At 43.0% G+C, this 15746-nt stretch carries 18 protein-coding genes; 5 read left to right on the forward strand and 13 right to left on the reverse strand.

What is annotated here, in order from left to right; translation table 11 throughout:
- Nucleotides 1-542 precede the first annotated feature (542 nt).
- Nucleotides 543-854 (reverse strand): hypothetical protein, encoded by a 312-nt coding sequence (locus tag ACKLNH_RS11275; protein WP_413112366.1) that lies wholly within the window; start codon nt 852-854, stop codon nt 543-545.
- Nucleotides 855-1373: 519 nt separating this feature from the next.
- Here ACKLNH_RS11275 and ACKLNH_RS11280 point away from each other — a divergent pair.
- On the forward strand, nt 1374-1664 hold the full coding sequence (locus ACKLNH_RS11280) for a hypothetical protein (protein WP_413112367.1): 291 nt from the start codon (nt 1374-1376) through the stop codon (nt 1662-1664).
- A gap of 78 nt (nt 1665-1742) precedes the next feature.
- On the opposite strand, the gene trmY is transcribed toward ACKLNH_RS11280, so the two are convergent.
- From trmY to ACKLNH_RS11295, 3 genes are all read right to left on the reverse strand, one after another.
- Nucleotides 1743-2339, reverse strand: coding sequence for a tRNA (pseudouridine(54)-N(1))-methyltransferase TrmY (trmY, locus tag ACKLNH_RS11285; RefSeq protein WP_413112368.1), 597 nt, complete (start codon nt 2337-2339; stop codon nt 1743-1745).
- Between the two features lie 161 nt (nt 2340-2500).
- Nucleotides 2501-2995: a hypothetical protein gene (locus tag ACKLNH_RS11290; RefSeq protein ID WP_413112369.1), complete on the reverse strand. Its 495-nt coding sequence runs from the start codon at nt 2993-2995 to the stop codon at nt 2501-2503.
- 8 nt (nt 2996-3003) lie between these two features.
- Nucleotides 3004-5115, reverse strand: a complete 2112-nt coding sequence (locus ACKLNH_RS11295) for an LruC domain-containing protein (RefSeq protein ID WP_413112370.1) — start codon at nt 5113-5115, stop codon at nt 3004-3006.
- A 415-nt stretch (nt 5116-5530) separates the two neighbouring features.
- Between ACKLNH_RS11295 and ACKLNH_RS11300 the strand changes: the two genes are divergently transcribed.
- Together ACKLNH_RS11300 and yegD are read left to right on the forward strand one after the other, a co-directional pair.
- On the forward strand, nt 5531-7438 hold the full coding sequence (locus ACKLNH_RS11300) for a methyl-accepting chemotaxis protein (protein ID WP_413112371.1): 1908 nt from the start codon (nt 5531-5533) through the stop codon (nt 7436-7438).
- Nucleotides 7439-7582: 144 nt separating this feature from the next.
- Nucleotides 7583-8935, forward strand: a complete 1353-nt coding sequence (gene yegD / locus ACKLNH_RS11305; protein WP_413112372.1) for a molecular chaperone — start codon at nt 7583-7585, stop codon at nt 8933-8935.
- 26 nt (nt 8936-8961) lie between these two features.
- Here yegD and proX read toward each other — a convergent pair whose 3' ends face one another.
- Both proX and ACKLNH_RS11315 read right to left on the reverse strand, forming a co-directional pair.
- On the reverse strand, nt 8962-9957 hold the full coding sequence (gene proX / locus ACKLNH_RS11310) for a glycine betaine/L-proline ABC transporter substrate-binding protein ProX (protein ID WP_413112373.1): 996 nt from the start codon (nt 9955-9957) through the stop codon (nt 8962-8964).
- Nucleotides 9958-10118: 161 nt separating this feature from the next.
- Nucleotides 10119-10319: a DUF3283 family protein gene (locus ACKLNH_RS11315; protein WP_413112374.1), complete on the reverse strand. Its 201-nt coding sequence runs from the start codon at nt 10317-10319 to the stop codon at nt 10119-10121.
- A 104-nt stretch (nt 10320-10423) separates the two neighbouring features.
- Between ACKLNH_RS11315 and ACKLNH_RS11320 the strand changes: the two genes are divergently transcribed.
- Nucleotides 10424-11248 carry a DUF5718 family protein gene (locus ACKLNH_RS11320; protein ID WP_413112375.1) on the forward strand — a complete coding sequence of 275 codons (825 nt, stop codon included), beginning with the start codon at nt 10424-10426 and terminating at the stop codon, nt 11246-11248.
- Nucleotides 11249-11303: 55 nt separating this feature from the next.
- Here the strand turns inward: ACKLNH_RS11320 and ACKLNH_RS11325 are convergent, their stop codons facing one another.
- From ACKLNH_RS11325 to ACKLNH_RS11350, 6 genes are all read right to left on the reverse strand, one after another.
- Nucleotides 11304-11510 (reverse strand): hypothetical protein, encoded by a 207-nt coding sequence (locus ACKLNH_RS11325; RefSeq protein ID WP_413112376.1) that lies wholly within the window; start codon nt 11508-11510, stop codon nt 11304-11306.
- Nucleotides 11511-11663: 153 nt separating this feature from the next.
- Entirely contained in the window at nt 11664-12059 is a 396-nt protein-coding gene (locus ACKLNH_RS11330; RefSeq protein WP_413112377.1) for an acyl-CoA thioesterase, read from the reverse strand.
- A complete protein-coding gene (locus ACKLNH_RS11335) occupies nt 12059-12235 on the reverse strand; it encodes a hypothetical protein (protein WP_413112378.1) in 177 nt (58 codons plus the stop codon). Before ACKLNH_RS11335 ends, ACKLNH_RS11330 begins: the two co-directional genes overlap by 1 nt.
- Before the next feature lie 477 nt (nt 12236-12712).
- A complete protein-coding gene (locus ACKLNH_RS11340) occupies nt 12713-13018 on the reverse strand; it encodes a hypothetical protein (protein WP_413112379.1) in 306 nt (101 codons plus the stop codon).
- Between the two features lie 252 nt (nt 13019-13270).
- Complete coding sequence (locus ACKLNH_RS11345) at nt 13271-13708, reverse strand: hypothetical protein (protein WP_413112380.1); 438 nt, start codon at nt 13706-13708, stop codon at nt 13271-13273.
- 99 nt (nt 13709-13807) lie between these two features.
- Entirely contained in the window at nt 13808-14179 is a 372-nt protein-coding gene (locus ACKLNH_RS11350) for a hypothetical protein (RefSeq protein ID WP_413112381.1), read from the reverse strand.
- 144 nt (nt 14180-14323) lie between these two features.
- On the opposite strand from ACKLNH_RS11350, the gene ACKLNH_RS11355 reads away from it, so the two are divergent.
- Nucleotides 14324-14659: a hypothetical protein gene (locus ACKLNH_RS11355; RefSeq protein WP_413112382.1), complete on the forward strand. Its 336-nt coding sequence runs from the start codon at nt 14324-14326 to the stop codon at nt 14657-14659.
- Nucleotides 14660-15161: 502 nt separating this feature from the next.
- Here the strand turns inward: ACKLNH_RS11355 and ACKLNH_RS11360 are convergent.
- Complete coding sequence (locus tag ACKLNH_RS11360) at nt 15162-15551, reverse strand: phage virion morphogenesis protein (protein WP_413112580.1); 390 nt, start codon at nt 15549-15551, stop codon at nt 15162-15164.
- Nucleotides 15552-15746 lie beyond the last annotated feature (195 nt).

The raw sequence follows: 15746 nt of genomic DNA on the forward strand, positions 1-15746 counted from the left end.
CACCAATCAGTGTGACTTTCGTCTCGTTTTCCTTGGCAGTGGTGGCGCATTATAGGGAGAAAATTCACTATGGCAAGACCGACTTCAAAAAAAAACATGCCAAACGGATCGTTCGAACAAAACACCAGCACTTTGAACAATAAAGCGCCAACTCCGCCTGCTTAAATTCGCTTTGAATACGCACTGTTCAACCTAAGTTTCAGAACAATGAGTAAAGAACGGTCATAATTAGCCGTTATTTCAGCAAATATGACATTGAGGGAGTTATTATGGAACGCAAAAAAATGTAGCGTGATCTAACTAACACTTCAGTTTAAATGATGCTCTATAGTTAAAGAGTAACGCAAACTCCAAACTAACTCGCTTAGTTTTATACTACCGCCTTGGCCACCTGCCTCGGCAGGTTGACGGTAGAAAGCGTATACACCAAGCCAGGTTCGCCTGGCTTTTTCATAACACATTAACAATGCCAAGTTGAAACTACGCCAGCACATTCGATACTGCACCTGCACATTAATATCGTTATTCACCTTACATTGTTGTCAAGCTGGCTCCGCGAAGTCGGTATCTAAAGGATACAACCTCACAATACTCTTAAGTGGCAAACTCACTTCAAACACTCCTTGTTCAAAATGCGTACTAAACACTAGGCAATCTTTTCTCCAGTAAGGGCTAATGACCTTTTCAAGTGAAAGGTCAATATACATATACCGACCGAGGTAAACATTTCTAGGTATCATGACTCCAAAAATCAAAGTATCCACCTCGACATACGGAATACGTTCACTAACAATAATTTCCCTATACCGTTCTAAAAAGGCATCAATATCTTTACTGTCATTATCGACTGTCATCAATCTCCGATAGGTTCGCTTTCGTTGTAAATTCGTGGCACTTTCTATGCCAAAAACAGCCAAAATAAATAATATCAGCAAAAATAAAACTGGATACATGCGTACAATTCAGAATAAATAAACATGGGAGATAATTTAGCATGGGCAAAAGAGGAGACCGTGACTCTTTATGCCTTATCATGCTATTTGCGATCTTATCCTCACAATCTTGCATTACAGGCAATGGTGGTACACGAAACGCGCCATTGATATAACTTTTTTGTCCTTATGTTAAGTTCAGTATTTGTTGCAAAACAAACCATGGGAATTGTTACAACCGACATTTTGTCAGAGAGGCTAACAAGACACTTTCACCAAATTGATCCCCATTTAATTGCTAAAGTGTGACTTAGCGCACGCGCCTCTTGTGATTTGGCTCACAATGCGATAAATTAACAGACATATTTTAGGATAAACAAGAGAAACAAAATGATTTTCCTAACGATCTTCATGATTTGTTTTGTCACATGGATGTATGTGATGTTATTTCAACATTTGCACCAGATTAATCATTGGAATGATGCTCCTTTTGGAATAATGACAACCACCAGTAGAATACATAGTAGTCGGTTGGGTCGAGAAAACTGTGAGTTCTTACCTCAAGCACACCTAAAGTGGCTACTACATCATAAGTATGCACGCTTTGAGACAAGCTCTGCCGCACGACACCTTGTCGGGGATTTAGACGAGAAGCTGGTACTTACTGATAAATGGTACAAGTTCATTAATTGTTTAACCGTCGACTTTGACTTTAGGTCAACCATCCGATAGTTAAACATTCAGATCTACGATATCGGAACTGCCAAGTAAGAAGTGCTAGCACTCTGCAGTTCCACTCTCTTTTCGCTACTAATCGCGCAGATCTAATTCACTGTGGATAAGCGTGACACATTGAGATGCGAATAACATCTTAGGGCCAAGACTGATTTTTTCTGTTCCTAGTCGCTTCAAACTATTAAAGCTTTTCTTTGGCATCGGTATATGATCTGTTAACAAAAAGCATGGGTTGTGCGCAATTTCAATATCACGAATAAACGTGCCTTTTTTATCCATCATATACAGCTGATAACTTTCAGCCAATTCAACCACCAGCTTTTCAAAACTAATGGTTCTTACCGTTAGGCCTGCTTCAACCTGCCGTAGCTGTTCTTTTCCCATACCAACTGATGCATCTAGCGCACGAGCAACCTTGGCGAGCAATGCTTGTTCGTGGAATCCACCAACATCACTAATTTTATTCACATCAAAAGTGACCGTACGCGAAAAATCTTTGGTGCTTTCTAGCACAATATGCACGACCACATCTTCACGATGAGACTGGGCAGTAAACATCGCATTCATCAGCATATGCGCCATAATCTCGCTATGTGACTCTGTTCCGACTCCTGCCAACATTTGCTGACTTTCCGTTGACGCCGCCCTTGCTCTCAGTACAAATGCACGCATATCTTTTTGTCCCCACCAATAAACTGGCGCATATTATCGCCGCTATTATCAGTAAAGCAACGTTAATTACCCTAAGTGGCTAAAATATAGAACTGCAAAAGGCAATACAGATGACGAATTATTCGCAGCTGTATTGCCCTCACGCTATTTTCGCCAACGTTTTATTGCCATTGCCACTCTTCATCAGTTACGTTATAGATCTGTTGAAGTGATGGAGAGCCATCATAGAACCATATGTCAGCTAAGTATTGCTGGTTAGCTTCACTAACCGTTACGACCGCTGAAACAGCCCCCTCAACCAGCGGGGCCGACAGCACCTTGCTATTGTAAACAGGTACAAACTCCCCCCCATTTAATTCGCTGAAGTGACTGTAAACTGTCAAATGGGCTTTCTTTAACGACACAGCTGAAACATCAACGTCTAATACCCGTGTTTGTAGCGGATTGAAATCGAACCCCTCTGGTGCCACCAGATCAGTGGTTTTTTCTAGTATCGTACTATCACGGTTGTCTGTGCTACTTGTCTCTAAGTCATCAGACGTTCCCCCCGAGCCCCCTCCCGGTGTAGCCTGAGTGCTGTCACTTTCGCCACCACCTCCACCTCCGCAAGCAGTAAGATTGAATGTCACAATAATCATTAACATTATTTTCTTCATCGTCTCACCTATTTGTATATTTTATTTGCCACGGCATTCACCGCCTCAAACCAATCAACTCGCTGCTCGCCCCCACTTTCACAGTAAGGCTTAAATGCCGGATACGCCTGCAACAAATCAATACCTTCTTGCGGCCATTGCCATTCATCTGCTATCAAAATAGCCCAAGGAAGATTATTTTCGGTTTTGAAGTACTTACCTTGCTGTGGATCGCTATCATCATCGGCTTGCAAATCAAAGTAGGCCTGATTAAATTTTTTGGTGGGTGCCCTATCAGCTAAATGTATTTCCAAACTGCGACCCGGAAGTTCGTCGAACAAAGCACCGTGATATCGATTCTCTGTGGCAAAAATAAATGGGTCGTAAGGAAAAGCACCTATCGTCGTTTGCAATAGCGGGTCAATGTAGTTGATATGCAAGGAGAAGGTCGCTTCACTACCTTGCTGACATGCTATTTGAGTATGGAAAAATGCACAGTCTGTCGCTACCGTTAAAAAAGTATCATGTGAAATAACAAAACTTGCATCATCGGTGCCTTGCTCTAAATTTACGTTTTCTTGTAATCGCCCATTAATGAACAACCTCGATGTCTGCAAATTAATATTGTCAGGTGATACCCCCGGAATCCTTACTGCGAACCCATTGCGGTAGTCTGCACCAACAGCAACAAATTTACCGCTAATCGAACTTTTTGCCACTTTGTCTGACTTCAGAGTTTCACTGACTCGATAACGAACAACTAGATCATTGAGATCATAATCATCAGTTAGGGGCCAGGTATCTTCATAAGCTAACGTGACATAACTTCCCGCAGACGGAAAATGGCGAATACTCGTCTCTGCCGCAACAATAGACACCGAATGATCTTCGACTTCACCTGACTGTGCGCCGCCAAAATAATCTAACCCTGTTTGCTGACTAAACCGAACACGCATCCAGCTATCAGACTGAGAGGCATCAATCGGGACGGCGATAACAAGAGGGTTCATTCCTTCGGTTAATCGCTCATCAGTAATAACCTTTTCGCCAACGTCAGCAAAGTCCCCGTCAGCGTTCCAATCAATCCAAATAGATGCATATCCCGACGAATTCGCATATAAATTAATAATGGCATCAAGACCAGCTTCGAGTGCCGTTACAACAGCCGCCCCTTCTTCATCATTAAGGCCAAGCGTATCGTCAGAGAATGGCGCCTCAATTAACCCATTGTCACCATCAGGCTGATTCACACCGAGCCATGTATTGCCATCAAGTTCATGTCTGGGCCCGTTACTCGCCAACGTTGTCATATAGCTGTCTGGCGCATCCCCGAAATCAATAGTGGAGTCTTCGTCAATGACGGGCGCATTTGCACACCGCGCACCATCGTTTTGGTTTGAAAATGGGCCGTCGGCAAACTTGACGGCCGGCACATTGCCAGTCTCAATATCGCCCTCATCGCCTAACGCTATACGGTAGATTTGTCCATCTTGATTCCTAGAAACATAGTAGTTGCCATTAACATCAAAATAGCCAGCGCCAAAGGTGCCTAGCTCACCAGTTAGACCAACGCTGCTTGAAGAGCCACTTAGTAAGTCAAATTCAAATAACTCCCCTGATCCATTGTCAATACCGTACAGGCGATTATTAACGGGATTAACGGCAAAATCAGTTAGTGCAATCGTTGCAGTTGCTGTAATCAGTTCCGCGGTCAACTCGGCTGAGGGATCGTTGCTTAGCGGCGACAAATCAATGCTAAACAACCCCGTCCCCTTACGGTATAGATAATAGGTATGATTGAACACATCGCCAACAAAGAACGTCTTGTCATCCGGCAATCCAACAACATTGAGTGCTTCAGCTTGAAAGTCTTTTCCTAAACGCACAACCTTAAAATCAGTAGTATTAAAACCATAAATATACCGATCCGTAAAATTGAAACCGACAGCATTTATATTACCGGTCATACCAACATTATTAGACAATAATGCACTAGTACCAGACACTAGATTTACACCATAGACTTCAACAGGTTTCCCTTGAAATAGATACGCTTTACTTGGGCACGTATCAAAGGGGGCAGCAATACTGACACCACTCACCATTGCCAGCCCAAGAATGGGCATTCTGACTCGCTTCATCTTGCTCTCCTATATTTGACCTGAAAGGTAAAGCAAGTTAGATGCCAAAGGCTGTTAACCATTCTTATCAATAACATAGGAACAATAGTGCAGATTCGCAAAATGAAAACACAATGACTCTAAGTCTCTTAACTTCCGATTTTGCTAATCATGGTATGCAATAAAACCATATTGACATCATAAACAATACAACACAGCTAATAGCTAAATAACGCGTTACATACTCTTTAAGTGATCATTTAAAATAATTTAATCGATAGTGTGATATAAAGCCATGCGAGGGATATCCGAGATGAAAAGTACTTATCACAAGCCATTACCCAGTGTTATGCTCTGCAAAACTTAGCCCCAGAAGAACTTAGTAAGCTGGCGTTAAGTTATGTTGATATTCATTAATAGGTTAAGTTACTCTAATATGCTCAAGACAATTAGCTTCAGAAATAAACTTATTGCTTCATTTCTAACCGCGTTTTTCTTTTTTTGCCTTCTTTACGTCCCTTATGTCTTTAGGCAAATAAACCTCCTTAATTTCAACTTCGCTAGCGAGAGAATTGAAGCAATTAGCGAAAGTAAATCTGATGAAATCATTACCTTATTCAATTCACAGAAAGCACTTGTTGACGCATCTATTCGTCAAATGCAAAACAAGCACTTTAGTGTTGACAGTATCCATGAATCAATAGAGTTAGTTCAGCAAGCCGGCGATTTTTCGGCTGTTTTTATAGGCTTGGACGACAGCGCTGACACCTACATTATTCGAGATGACGGCAAACCCATTGAGAAGCGCACGCTTTTAGGTGATGATTTCGATCCGAGAATGCGTCCTTGGTATATTGAAGCGAAAGCATGGGGGAGTGCAAAAGTTATTGCCCCGTTCGAATCTAGTGCCGATGACCGAATCTGGTTAGGCATCAGTGTCCCTTTCTATCAACATGGTCAATTTATTGGTGCATACCTCGCTGATTTTACCGATGATAAATTTGGCACCATCATTTCAAAATTACCAAGTCAAAACTCAATCATCACACTTGCCGACCAAAACAATAACGTCATACTCTCTTCTGACAACCAACGCTATTTTAGAGAACCTCTCGGTGAGCTTATTCAGCAGACAAGTGAGGTAGCAAAAGTCATCATCAATGGCCAGCACTACTTTTCTAAAACCCTTGCTGTACCGTTAGAGAATGGCCTGAATTGGCAACTCAATATCAGTATCAGTGAACAAGAGGTGATGGCCGAAGCCACTCGACTTCAACAACGCGCCTTATTCTTCTCTGTTTTTCTTATTGCTTTGTTTACTGGGCTTTTTATCTTAACCCTAAATTATGTATACCAGCCCATTTTACGTCTAAAAGCACTGGTTACTGGCTTAGCGCAACAGCAAAAAGATTTAACCCAACGTATTCCTGTTAACGGCGATGATGATATTGCGCAGACTTCAGCTGCAATCAATACTTTCCTTGAATACGTCCAATCAGCCATTTCAGGCATTAACCATCTATCCGATTCGCTGGCCCGATCTTCAAGTACATTAGATCGTGCAATGGATAGCTCGCAAGAAAACTTGCAAAAAGAGCAGCATGAGATGGAACAAATTGCCTCTGCGATTACACAATTATCTACCACTTCATCAGATGTCAGTAACAACGCCGCTGATGCGGAACGTCACGCTAGCACTGCCATCAACAACATCAACCATGGACAAGTGACCTTAAATGAATTGAATGCGGTTGCTCAACAAATTGATCACTCTATGGCAGAAAGTACAAAAATAGTTCGTGAAGTTAAAGAGTTCTCCGTTGAGATTGAATCTGTTATTGATGTCATTAAAAATGTCTCTGAACAAACGAATCTTCTCGCCCTTAATGCAGCAATTGAAGCCGCTCGTGCCGGCGAACATGGCCGTGGATTTGCCGTTGTTGCCGACGAAGTAAGAAACCTTGCCGCGAAAACGCAGCGCTCAACGCAAGATATCCAGCTAATTATCGAAAGGTTGCAAGCACAGTCAGAGCATGCAGATAGTTTAATGCAAGAGAATGCTCAACTGATCAGCGCGACCAACGAGAGCACACAAGCTGTTGGTCACTCATTTAATGCGATTACTGAGTCAGTTAATCAGATCTCGCATATTAACAGCCAAGTTGCGGCTGCTGCTGAAGAGCAATCTATGGTGACAAATGACATCTCTAATAACGTCAACCAAACCTTAAATCTTGTTCTTAGTAATGTTGCTGGCGTTAAACGTACTGCGCAATCGGCTGAAGAGCTTGCGTCGCTTTCTCGCGAGCAACATCAACTACTGGATGACTTCAAAATAAACTGATCAACCCGGTCCCTGAGTCGCAAAGGTTAAGGGACCATTCAATTAGCCGCCATCGAAGTGATGGCACGATCCCCATTTTCTAAATTGCAATTTATCAGCAGCACCGTAAAATACCTGCCTTTTTCTCGATAAAGTGGCTCTCGTATGTATATTGGATTTGACTATGGCACAGCAAACTGTGCCGTTGCTATCATGGAAAAGCAAACACCAAGGTTATTGAATCTAGAAGGCCAGCAACCCTATATTTCATCGACCATTTGTGCCCCTACCCGAGAAGCCATTTCAGAAGCGCTCTTTCGACACCACGGGTTAACGCCAGACAACGAAGTCGCCAAGCAACTGCTTCGCTCATCCATCCAGTTCAACAAAGATGAAGGAATAGAAGTCAACACAGACGATATCCTTTTTGGTCAAGCCGCGTTGGATCACTACCTTCGTGATCCCGAAGAGAGCTACTTCGTTAAAAGTCCAAAATCATTTCTCGGTACTAGCGGTCTACATGAACGTCAGGTCTGTTTCTTTGAAGATTTAGTGTGTGCCATGATGTTAAACATCAAGCAACAAGCAGAGCGACAACTGCAAACTACCATTTCTGATACCGTTATTGGTCGCCCAATCAATTTTCAAGGCGTGGATGGGGAAAAAGCCAACCAACAAGCGATTCAAATTCTACAACGGGCTGCACAACGGGCTGGTTTTAACAATATCAGTTTCCAATATGAACCGGTCGCGGCTGGCATCGAGTATGAAAGTACGCTGCAGATCAACCAAAATGTACTAGTCGTCGATATTGGCGGCGGTACGACAGATTGTTCAATGCTTCGCATGGGACCTCAACACCGCAACGCCAGTAGCCGAGAACAAGATCTTCTTGCGCATAGCGGCTGTAGAGTAGGAGGAAATGATCTAGATATTGGCATCGCGTTCCAGCAAATCATGCCAGAGTTTGGCAAAAACTCGCTAACAACAACGGGGCTAAGTATGCCTGTTTGCCAATTTTGGGATCCAATCGCCATTAATAATGTTGTCGCACAAGCTGATTTCTACGCCTATAAAAACCATAAAGCACTGACAGAGCTACACCGAAATGCGCGAGTGCCACAACAGTTACAACGCTTGCTCAACGTCTATCAGGCACGACTTGGCCACCAGCTAGTTAGGCATGCTGAATTACTTAAAATAGCCTTATCTAATCAAGAACAGGCAAGCACGCAAATCATGCTACTAGAAGAACAACTAGAGATTGCTTGTGACAAAGAAACTTTCTCACGAGCAATAGCGGCTAATGCAGAAAAAATAAGTCAATTGATTGATGACGCAGTAAATCAGGCTGGTACTAAGCCCGATAGCATTTTCATTACTGGCGGCAGTGCTCGCTCTCCCATACTTAGACAACTGATCGAATCTCGCCTTCCTGGCATTGAGCTCATTGGCGGAGACTACTTTGGCTCAGTGACGGCAGGTTTGGCACGATGTGCGCAACAACGTTACGGCTAATCATCTCCTCACACTGAACAGTAAACTCAATGCGACGCCTCTCTTGCCCTGTCTAACCAATGTTCAAACAAGGCTTGATTGGCGCGTATCCAGCCTTTAACGTGGCGATCAATATCTTCATTCTGAGAATAACCACGATGCATAATCATGTTTTGAGCACTGATATCTTGAATGTCTAACTGCATCACTTCAAACAGTTTCGCCGCTGCAGCATGCTCTCTAGCAAAGGCTAAATTAGCCGCAATACGCTGACTATTCATTTCAAAACCGTAATTCTTTCCGTTAGGCAATGTGGTGTCTTGCGCCTCCCTTAAGCCTGGTAATGCTGAGAAAGGCACTTCCAACCAAATAACATCTTTACCAGGAACCAACTCACCACTCACCCAATGAGGCGTCCAAGCGTAATAAAGTACTGGTTTCTGTTTGCGATAACTGTCTACCACTTTCGAAATCAACACTGAATAGTCACCTTGCACATGGGTAACCGTGCGTTGCAAGGAATACGCTTGCAATTGATGCTCAATCACCCCCGCACATCCCCACCCTAAGTCACAGCCGATAAGATCAGCCATTCCATCACCATCATGATCAAATAACTCCGCTATCAATGGGTCTTCCAGTTGATCTAAGCGGTAAATACCATGCTGAACCGCCGTTTTTTTATCAATCACGTAACCTTGTGCTGCTCCAGGGATAAACAAACCAGCACGGTAGATAGCATCATCTCCTCCTGCTTTTTCATATTTATCTTTATGTAATGGTGCCCAGCTCGCAGCCATAAAGGTTGCTCCGCCACTGGCCAGTGCTGAATAAGCTTCATCGTAGCTCATTTCAACAATTGGTTTGACGTCGTAACCAAGTTCTTCCAGTGCTCTCGTTACAATCAGCGTCTGAAATCGCTCTTCTATCGATGTTTGCACTGGCTGAATCGTCACCCCTTCACCAGGAAGAGGATTAGCATGTACTGACAGGAAATGCATCGAAAGAAAGCTAAGAAACAGCCAACTCCGCAGGAAATTCATCGCACTCTCCTTGGTGTCAATGATTACTTCCTTGAAGTATATACCTACAATGACAAAGAGATAGAAAACCGAACAATTTAGTCACTGTAGGTGAGCATGAATAGATAATGCGCCGAGTGATCATGCGAGAATTAATAGCACAATGAGGGCGATGGCAACGTTTAACGCGTCATTTTAAGTTGATACTTTTCAATTGCTGCTTTAAACAGCGCTTGATCGTCAGGTTTAGATAGTTTATCCAACTGAGCTCTAACCGCTTCGTTGCCCGCCTTACCTTGCTTCATCTGCCACACGATGTACGCGGCTTGCTTATCTAACTCAATATTATTTTTTTGCTCTGCGCTTAAATCACAAAGATTCATCACTCATACTCCACAATCTTTTGCACTGATTTTACTTGTTCCTAAGCTTATCTCCAAGCCCATTACTGGTGTACAATCCTCATGCACTCATATAAGGAAACACTATGCCATTTCAACACCTGATCGGCTTTGGCGTTGCGGGTAATTTCGCAGGCCATTTAGAGCAAGCCGGTGAAGACAAAGACTTTCAAACCGTTGCCGTAAAAAGTGCAACGCAGCCCAAAGCCATTTTCCCGTTTTATGTCCCAGCTAACGGAACGCATTTCCTCAACACATACCCACTATGTTCGCATACCATCGTGCCACCAAACGATGCTGACAATTTGCAAATAGAGCCTGAAGTCGCACTATTATGTGATATCACCTATGACAACAATCAGGTCACAGCGATCACTCCACGTGCATTCGCAGCCTATAACGATTGCTCGATCCGCAAGCCGAATGCAAAGAAAATTAGTGAAAAGAAGAACTGGGGAACGCAAACAAAAGGGATCAGTGCTCACCTTATTGAGCTAGATAACCTTAACCCAGGTGGAAAACTAGACAGTTTCCGCATCGCCAGCTTCCACCAAAGAGCCGGACAATGGCATGCGTATGGTGAAGATAGTCCAGTGATCGGTTATAGCTACTTCCATCAGACGCTATTAGACTGGGTGATGGATAGAATGAATCACCAGCAAGATGTGGGTCCAACAGAAAACATTGCCGCTTGGCTTGCCAGCGCCAACTACCCTACACAAACCCTACTAAGTATTGGTGCAACCCGATACACCGAATACGGTGAGTCACATTTCCTACAAAGTGGCGATACCAGCGTAGTCGTCGTTTACGATGAAACGCAATTTTCCACTGAAGAAATTCGAGCGCGCGTAGCGCGCGGTGACTTAGATCACCCTGCCATCTCTGCACTTGTGCAAAATGTCGCTTAATAGAAAAGGGGCTACTCGCCCCTTTTTCTCCTCACTCACCTTGCTTACACGCCGACTAGTGCAACGTCGGTGTTTTAGGTGTTTCTGATACCTTGATACCCAGCAAGTCAACGCCCGCCCGATCCGCCAACTCATCTAAAGTAAGTTTAAGACTGACAATTAAATCTATTACGTCAATATCGTGCTCTTCTGCGAACAACGCCAAGTCGTCGTTTAGAGCATTGATCAACTCTACATCTATGCGTCGTTTTTGTGCTGTCATACCAATTCCTACATAAAATGGTACCTATCTATTAACAAGATTAGCTGAAAAAACAGCTAAATATCAGAAATTTTCCCCATTTATAAGAAGCCGTAAACCTGTATTCTTTGTAACCTATTAATTTTAAACAGCAACGCCAGTATCAGTGACGTATCACTCAAAGAGTTCATTTACGCAATCTAAGCTCGTTGGCCGCCCGCGCTCGTTCAGCGATGTACCTGTTATCTGGGCACTAACCACTAATTTGTCATCATCACTACGATAAATGTCTTGCTTAAATACAAATCGAACCTTGGACTGGCGTTCAATATTCACTCCCACCCAAAACCTGTCGCCACTCGTCAACGGGGTCTTATAATCAAGCTCTGCGCGGGTTACCACCAAATGCATTTTGTCATGGGTCAATTTTGCAAAATCGACACCTTTCTCTAATAAAAACTCATGACGCGCATGCTCTAAATAGTTCTGGTACACACTGTTATTAACAATGCCTTGCAAATCACACTCATAGTCACGCACTTTAAAATCAAGCACAAACGTATATTCCATTATTTTTTCCTAGCCATAGCACTCAATGTCTCAGCATAACACTGTTCATAAATGTAGGTGGCAGGATCAGTTTCACCAATGAAATACTCACGGGGAAGTGAACCATCAACCGCGCCCAAATGACGCGTATACCTCAACCAAACAGGCACCATCGCGCCTGCATTGATAGCGAACATATGCGATACACAGCCTAAGGAGTGCTATTCGTTAACTAACTGTATTGACTATTGAAATGGCGGGTTAGATCGCGAGGCGGAGTAGAAGAATGATCTTCTGATCTCGCATTTTTTACTGTTAAAAAGTTATGCACCAAAACTGTGGATAATGCTTTTTTTTTCCAATTAATTAACTACTTATTGGCGTCAACCAATTAATACAAAAATATGTCATGTTGCTGACAAACAACTTTTTAGCAGGAAAATATGCTGCTGCTATTCTCTGACATTCAATAACAACATTCTCAATATTATCTAAAAACAATCACTTACACCAAGGTAGATCATCATTCAGATCACGTCGCGATCTGTTGTAGTGTAGCGCACCGCCAATAATGAAAAATTAAACCGGGTAAAATGAAAAATTCTCAATCCCCTTTTTTTTCATTTTTCCCGGTGCCTGATTTCACTGGATTTGCGCTGGTGCTAGGTGACTGTTTAAACAATCGCAATTAGCGCAGCGGTTAAACGGTACTTAAACGACTCGTGGCCTTCGCGACAGGTAACTAAAGTGATCGTTATAGACTCTGTTCCCATAGGAACCTCTTCCAATTGAAAACTGCTGGCTGTGATTTTTTCATCAACCAGCAGATCACCATCTTGATCTTCTATGTGGATAACACTCTCAACCCCTGCCTCCATGCCGCCTTCTTTATACCAGCAGGTTAGATCTTCGGGGGTGCCGATTGGGTGGATAAAACCGCGTTGGCGATGCTGGCAAAGGGGTGATGTGGTGCTGTGCATTTGTTCATAGCGCCAGTATGGCGCTATGAACTCAGGGATTGGGTTGGAAGAGGTTCGGGGGTGAGGCAGCAATGGTTACTTTAGCAATTATAGCTGGGGCGTTGCTTGAGAAAGCGCACCTGAAGTCTGAATCCTAACAACATATTGTCATATTTTTTCTAATGGTGATCGAAAAGGTTCATCTCAACCCCATTTTATGTAGATGTACTGAAAACACCAGTGATGAGTTGCGTCCTAAAGTTTTGGGGATCATTATTCATCTAGATCAAACATATGAGCAAGATCTTGTAAAGACTTGTTCTCATGACATTCAAACTGATAGAAGTACCCATCTAAGTTATTAAGTCTTTTCTCAAGATTAATTTGTTGAATTTCTATTTTTTTCCGAAGCTTATTTCGATGGGATAAATCAACCAGTAGGATTTTACCAGCATTTATTTTTTCCATTATTATTTTCTTGTGAAGGAGCCTTGCTTTATCTTTATTGAATTTTACAGATATATACATTTGACACCATTGACCTGATGGCGCTACTTCTGTGCTTGTTATTTGCCAAACAGCGAGAATCTCTTTTTGATCTAGACTGTGCTCCGCAGCAGGAATGGCCGAGAGGATAGCTGCAGTGCTATCTTGGTGGGAGAAGGAATTAAAGGAAAAAATAGCTGTAATGAAGAAGGTAAATAGTTTCATTGTAGCTCTCCAAATCTGCATAATACAGTGTAAACAAAGGCTGATTTAGCCAGCCATAGCTATTTTCCATAGCTATTTTCCATAGCGATTATTATTGGATCATGGCCAGGTTGTATAAGCGAGATAGTAGCCAATAAACATGGTGCCGGTTGCTGCCACAAAGTGGTAAAAAATCAGCGACACTGGAGATAGCATTCTAATCGTAATTGTCATGATTAATGGCAACGCAAAGAAGGTGATCAGCGCAGCTTTAAATCCATCATATTGCCAGACGTATAGTGCGGGCAAAAAAATGCATGGAGCCATAAGCAAAGTAATCAACGAACAAGGAGTTGATTGGAGTGCCGTAGGTAATAAGATGGCTCCAGATGGTGCTGCCTCTATTCTTGTCTTGTACGTAGCAACCGCTGCCGTATAGCTAAGAAGTACAGGTACTAAGACGTTACCAAACTCAAGTAGATTCTCGAACATACGCACCTCCACGATGTTATATGCATAAAGTTTAGCAAACTTAATCGGGCGTGATACCTTTAGAGCGCAATCACCGGAATACGCAAAAGCGCAAATATTGCATATAATGGTAATGACACCACACTTCACGGAGGGAATAATGTCATGGCTGGTTTTTTTCGTAAGTTATTCGGCAAAGAAGATGATGCCGAAGGGCTACAGAAACTGATAGAGCGCTCCCAAAAATGGCAAGTGATAGGTGCAGAGTTAGCTCACGATTGCTTATCTAACGGATTGAGAAAAGGAGAAATTGTAAAGTTATCTGATATAACAAACCTTATTCATGAGCATTACTCATATAATGAGAAGGCGGTGGAGAACGGCTTTCTTGTTGAGATGAAATCATACATTGATAGTGGCGAGGTTTTAAATATCAATGTTGAGGGTGGTGATATGGCTTTTGTTCATGAAGACTATGCTCATGACCTATTCAACAAATAAAATAAGCCCCAAAGCGCTTGCTATAAGCAGTTTGTGAACACTTTTCCCATCCAGAACTTTCCGTATAAGTCTGCATCTGTGCAGCATGCAATCTTGTTTTGGGTGTTTTATGTACAGTGAATACCTGTAGATTCCAGATAGGTCGGAAATGGTGAAAGACTTGATGTTCCCAATCATTAGTGTCAAAGCGGGCAACCTTTCCACACGGGAGTGACTGCTGAGAATATTGGGTTTGCAGTACTGCATTGCCCAAATTGCCCCAATCAAGAAAATGGTATTGCCGGGTTTCAAGTTACTCTTACATAGGCTGTAGAGAAATTAGAACAAAAAACTTAACACGAAAATGTCCAGCTTCGACTTAGCTCACGCAACACTCGCCACAGTTAACACGTTCAACACTGTTAACCCCATTGCTTACCCCTCAAACCCCGTTTAAACCCTCCGCAAACTGTTTAAACGGGTTTCACCCATACAATGCCACCATTGGCACTGAAAACCGCGCCTAATGCTCTTGTAGGAACGTTGCCACCATCTCGCCAATCGCATCAATATCGTCACTGTTGGTGCCTAACCATGGTCGTGCGGGAATGGCTGCATTTTGCGGGCGCATCTCGGGGGTTCCACCGTATTGGTGAATCGCGCCGTATTCAAAGTTGGTGCCAAACTCAAGGCTTTGGTTATCGGCATCATAGGCCAGCTCACCACTCAGGTGCATGTTGAGCTGCAAGATAAGGTTAGAATTCTTAGGCTTTTTATAATTGGTTGAAAGTGGTGCCCAGAGTTCGCCATCTGGGCTGAGTTGATCACGAAAGCGTTGGTCATGGGAAAGCAGCAACATCTCACCAATGTTGGCAAGAACAGAGCTTAAGTTGTTACCGCGCTGCGCTAGTATGGCGCTATGGGATTAGAGATTTGGTTGGAAGAGGTTCGGGGGTGAAATGACAGGTACCCCAGGAAATGACGAGAAATTGTATATGCGTTGAGACGAGCCTTCTACGTGATGAAGCAATAAATCGAGAGAAGCACCCCTTAATAACGTGTTGAAATATTATTGACATTACCCTATGAGATAGCGCAAAATGAACAT

The organism is Thaumasiovibrio clandestinus, from assembly GCF_047250365.1.
Lineage (GTDB): Bacteria > Pseudomonadota > Gammaproteobacteria > Enterobacterales > Vibrionaceae > Thaumasiovibrio.

Bases quoted from the DNA above. Each gene is read 5' to 3' on its own strand.
- ACKLNH_RS11275 (WP_413112366.1), bottom strand. From the start codon at position 854: ATGACAGTCGATAATGACAGTAAAGATATTGATGCCTTTTTAGAACGG.
- ACKLNH_RS11280 (WP_413112367.1), top strand. From the start codon at position 1,374: ATGTTATTTCAACATTTGCACCAGATTAATCATTGGAATGATGCTCCT.
- trmY (WP_413112368.1), bottom strand. From the start codon at position 2,339: ATGCGTGCATTTGTACTGAGAGCAAGGGCGGCGTCAACGGAAAGTCAG.
- ACKLNH_RS11290 (WP_413112369.1), bottom strand. From the start codon at position 2,995: ATGAAGAAAATAATGTTAATGATTATTGTGACATTCAATCTTACTGCT.
- ACKLNH_RS11295 (WP_413112370.1), bottom strand. From the start codon at position 5,115: ATGAAGCGAGTCAGAATGCCCATTCTTGGGCTGGCAATGGTGAGTGGT.
- ACKLNH_RS11300 (WP_413112371.1), top strand. From the start codon at position 5,531: ATGCTCAAGACAATTAGCTTCAGAAATAAACTTATTGCTTCATTTCTA.
- yegD (WP_413112372.1), top strand. From the start codon at position 7,583: ATGTATATTGGATTTGACTATGGCACAGCAAACTGTGCCGTTGCTATC.
- proX (WP_413112373.1), bottom strand. From the start codon at position 9,957: ATGAATTTCCTGCGGAGTTGGCTGTTTCTTAGCTTTCTTTCGATGCAT.
- ACKLNH_RS11315 (WP_413112374.1), bottom strand. From the start codon at position 10,319: ATGAATCTTTGTGATTTAAGCGCAGAGCAAAAAAATAATATTGAGTTA.
- ACKLNH_RS11320 (WP_413112375.1), top strand. From the start codon at position 10,424: ATGCCATTTCAACACCTGATCGGCTTTGGCGTTGCGGGTAATTTCGCA.
- ACKLNH_RS11325 (WP_413112376.1), bottom strand. From the start codon at position 11,510: ATGACAGCACAAAAACGACGCATAGATGTAGAGTTGATCAATGCTCTA.
- ACKLNH_RS11330 (WP_413112377.1), bottom strand. From the start codon at position 12,059: ATGGAATATACGTTTGTGCTTGATTTTAAAGTGCGTGACTATGAGTGT.
- ACKLNH_RS11335 (WP_413112378.1), bottom strand. From the start codon at position 12,235: ATGTTCGCTATCAATGCAGGCGCGATGGTGCCTGTTTGGTTGAGGTAT.
- ACKLNH_RS11340 (WP_413112379.1), bottom strand. From the start codon at position 13,018: ATGCACAGCACCACATCACCCCTTTGCCAGCATCGCCAACGCGGTTTT.
- ACKLNH_RS11345 (WP_413112380.1), bottom strand. From the start codon at position 13,708: ATGAAACTATTTACCTTCTTCATTACAGCTATTTTTTCCTTTAATTCC.
- ACKLNH_RS11350 (WP_413112381.1), bottom strand. From the start codon at position 14,179: ATGTTCGAGAATCTACTTGAGTTTGGTAACGTCTTAGTACCTGTACTT.
- ACKLNH_RS11355 (WP_413112382.1), top strand. From the start codon at position 14,324: ATGGCTGGTTTTTTTCGTAAGTTATTCGGCAAAGAAGATGATGCCGAA.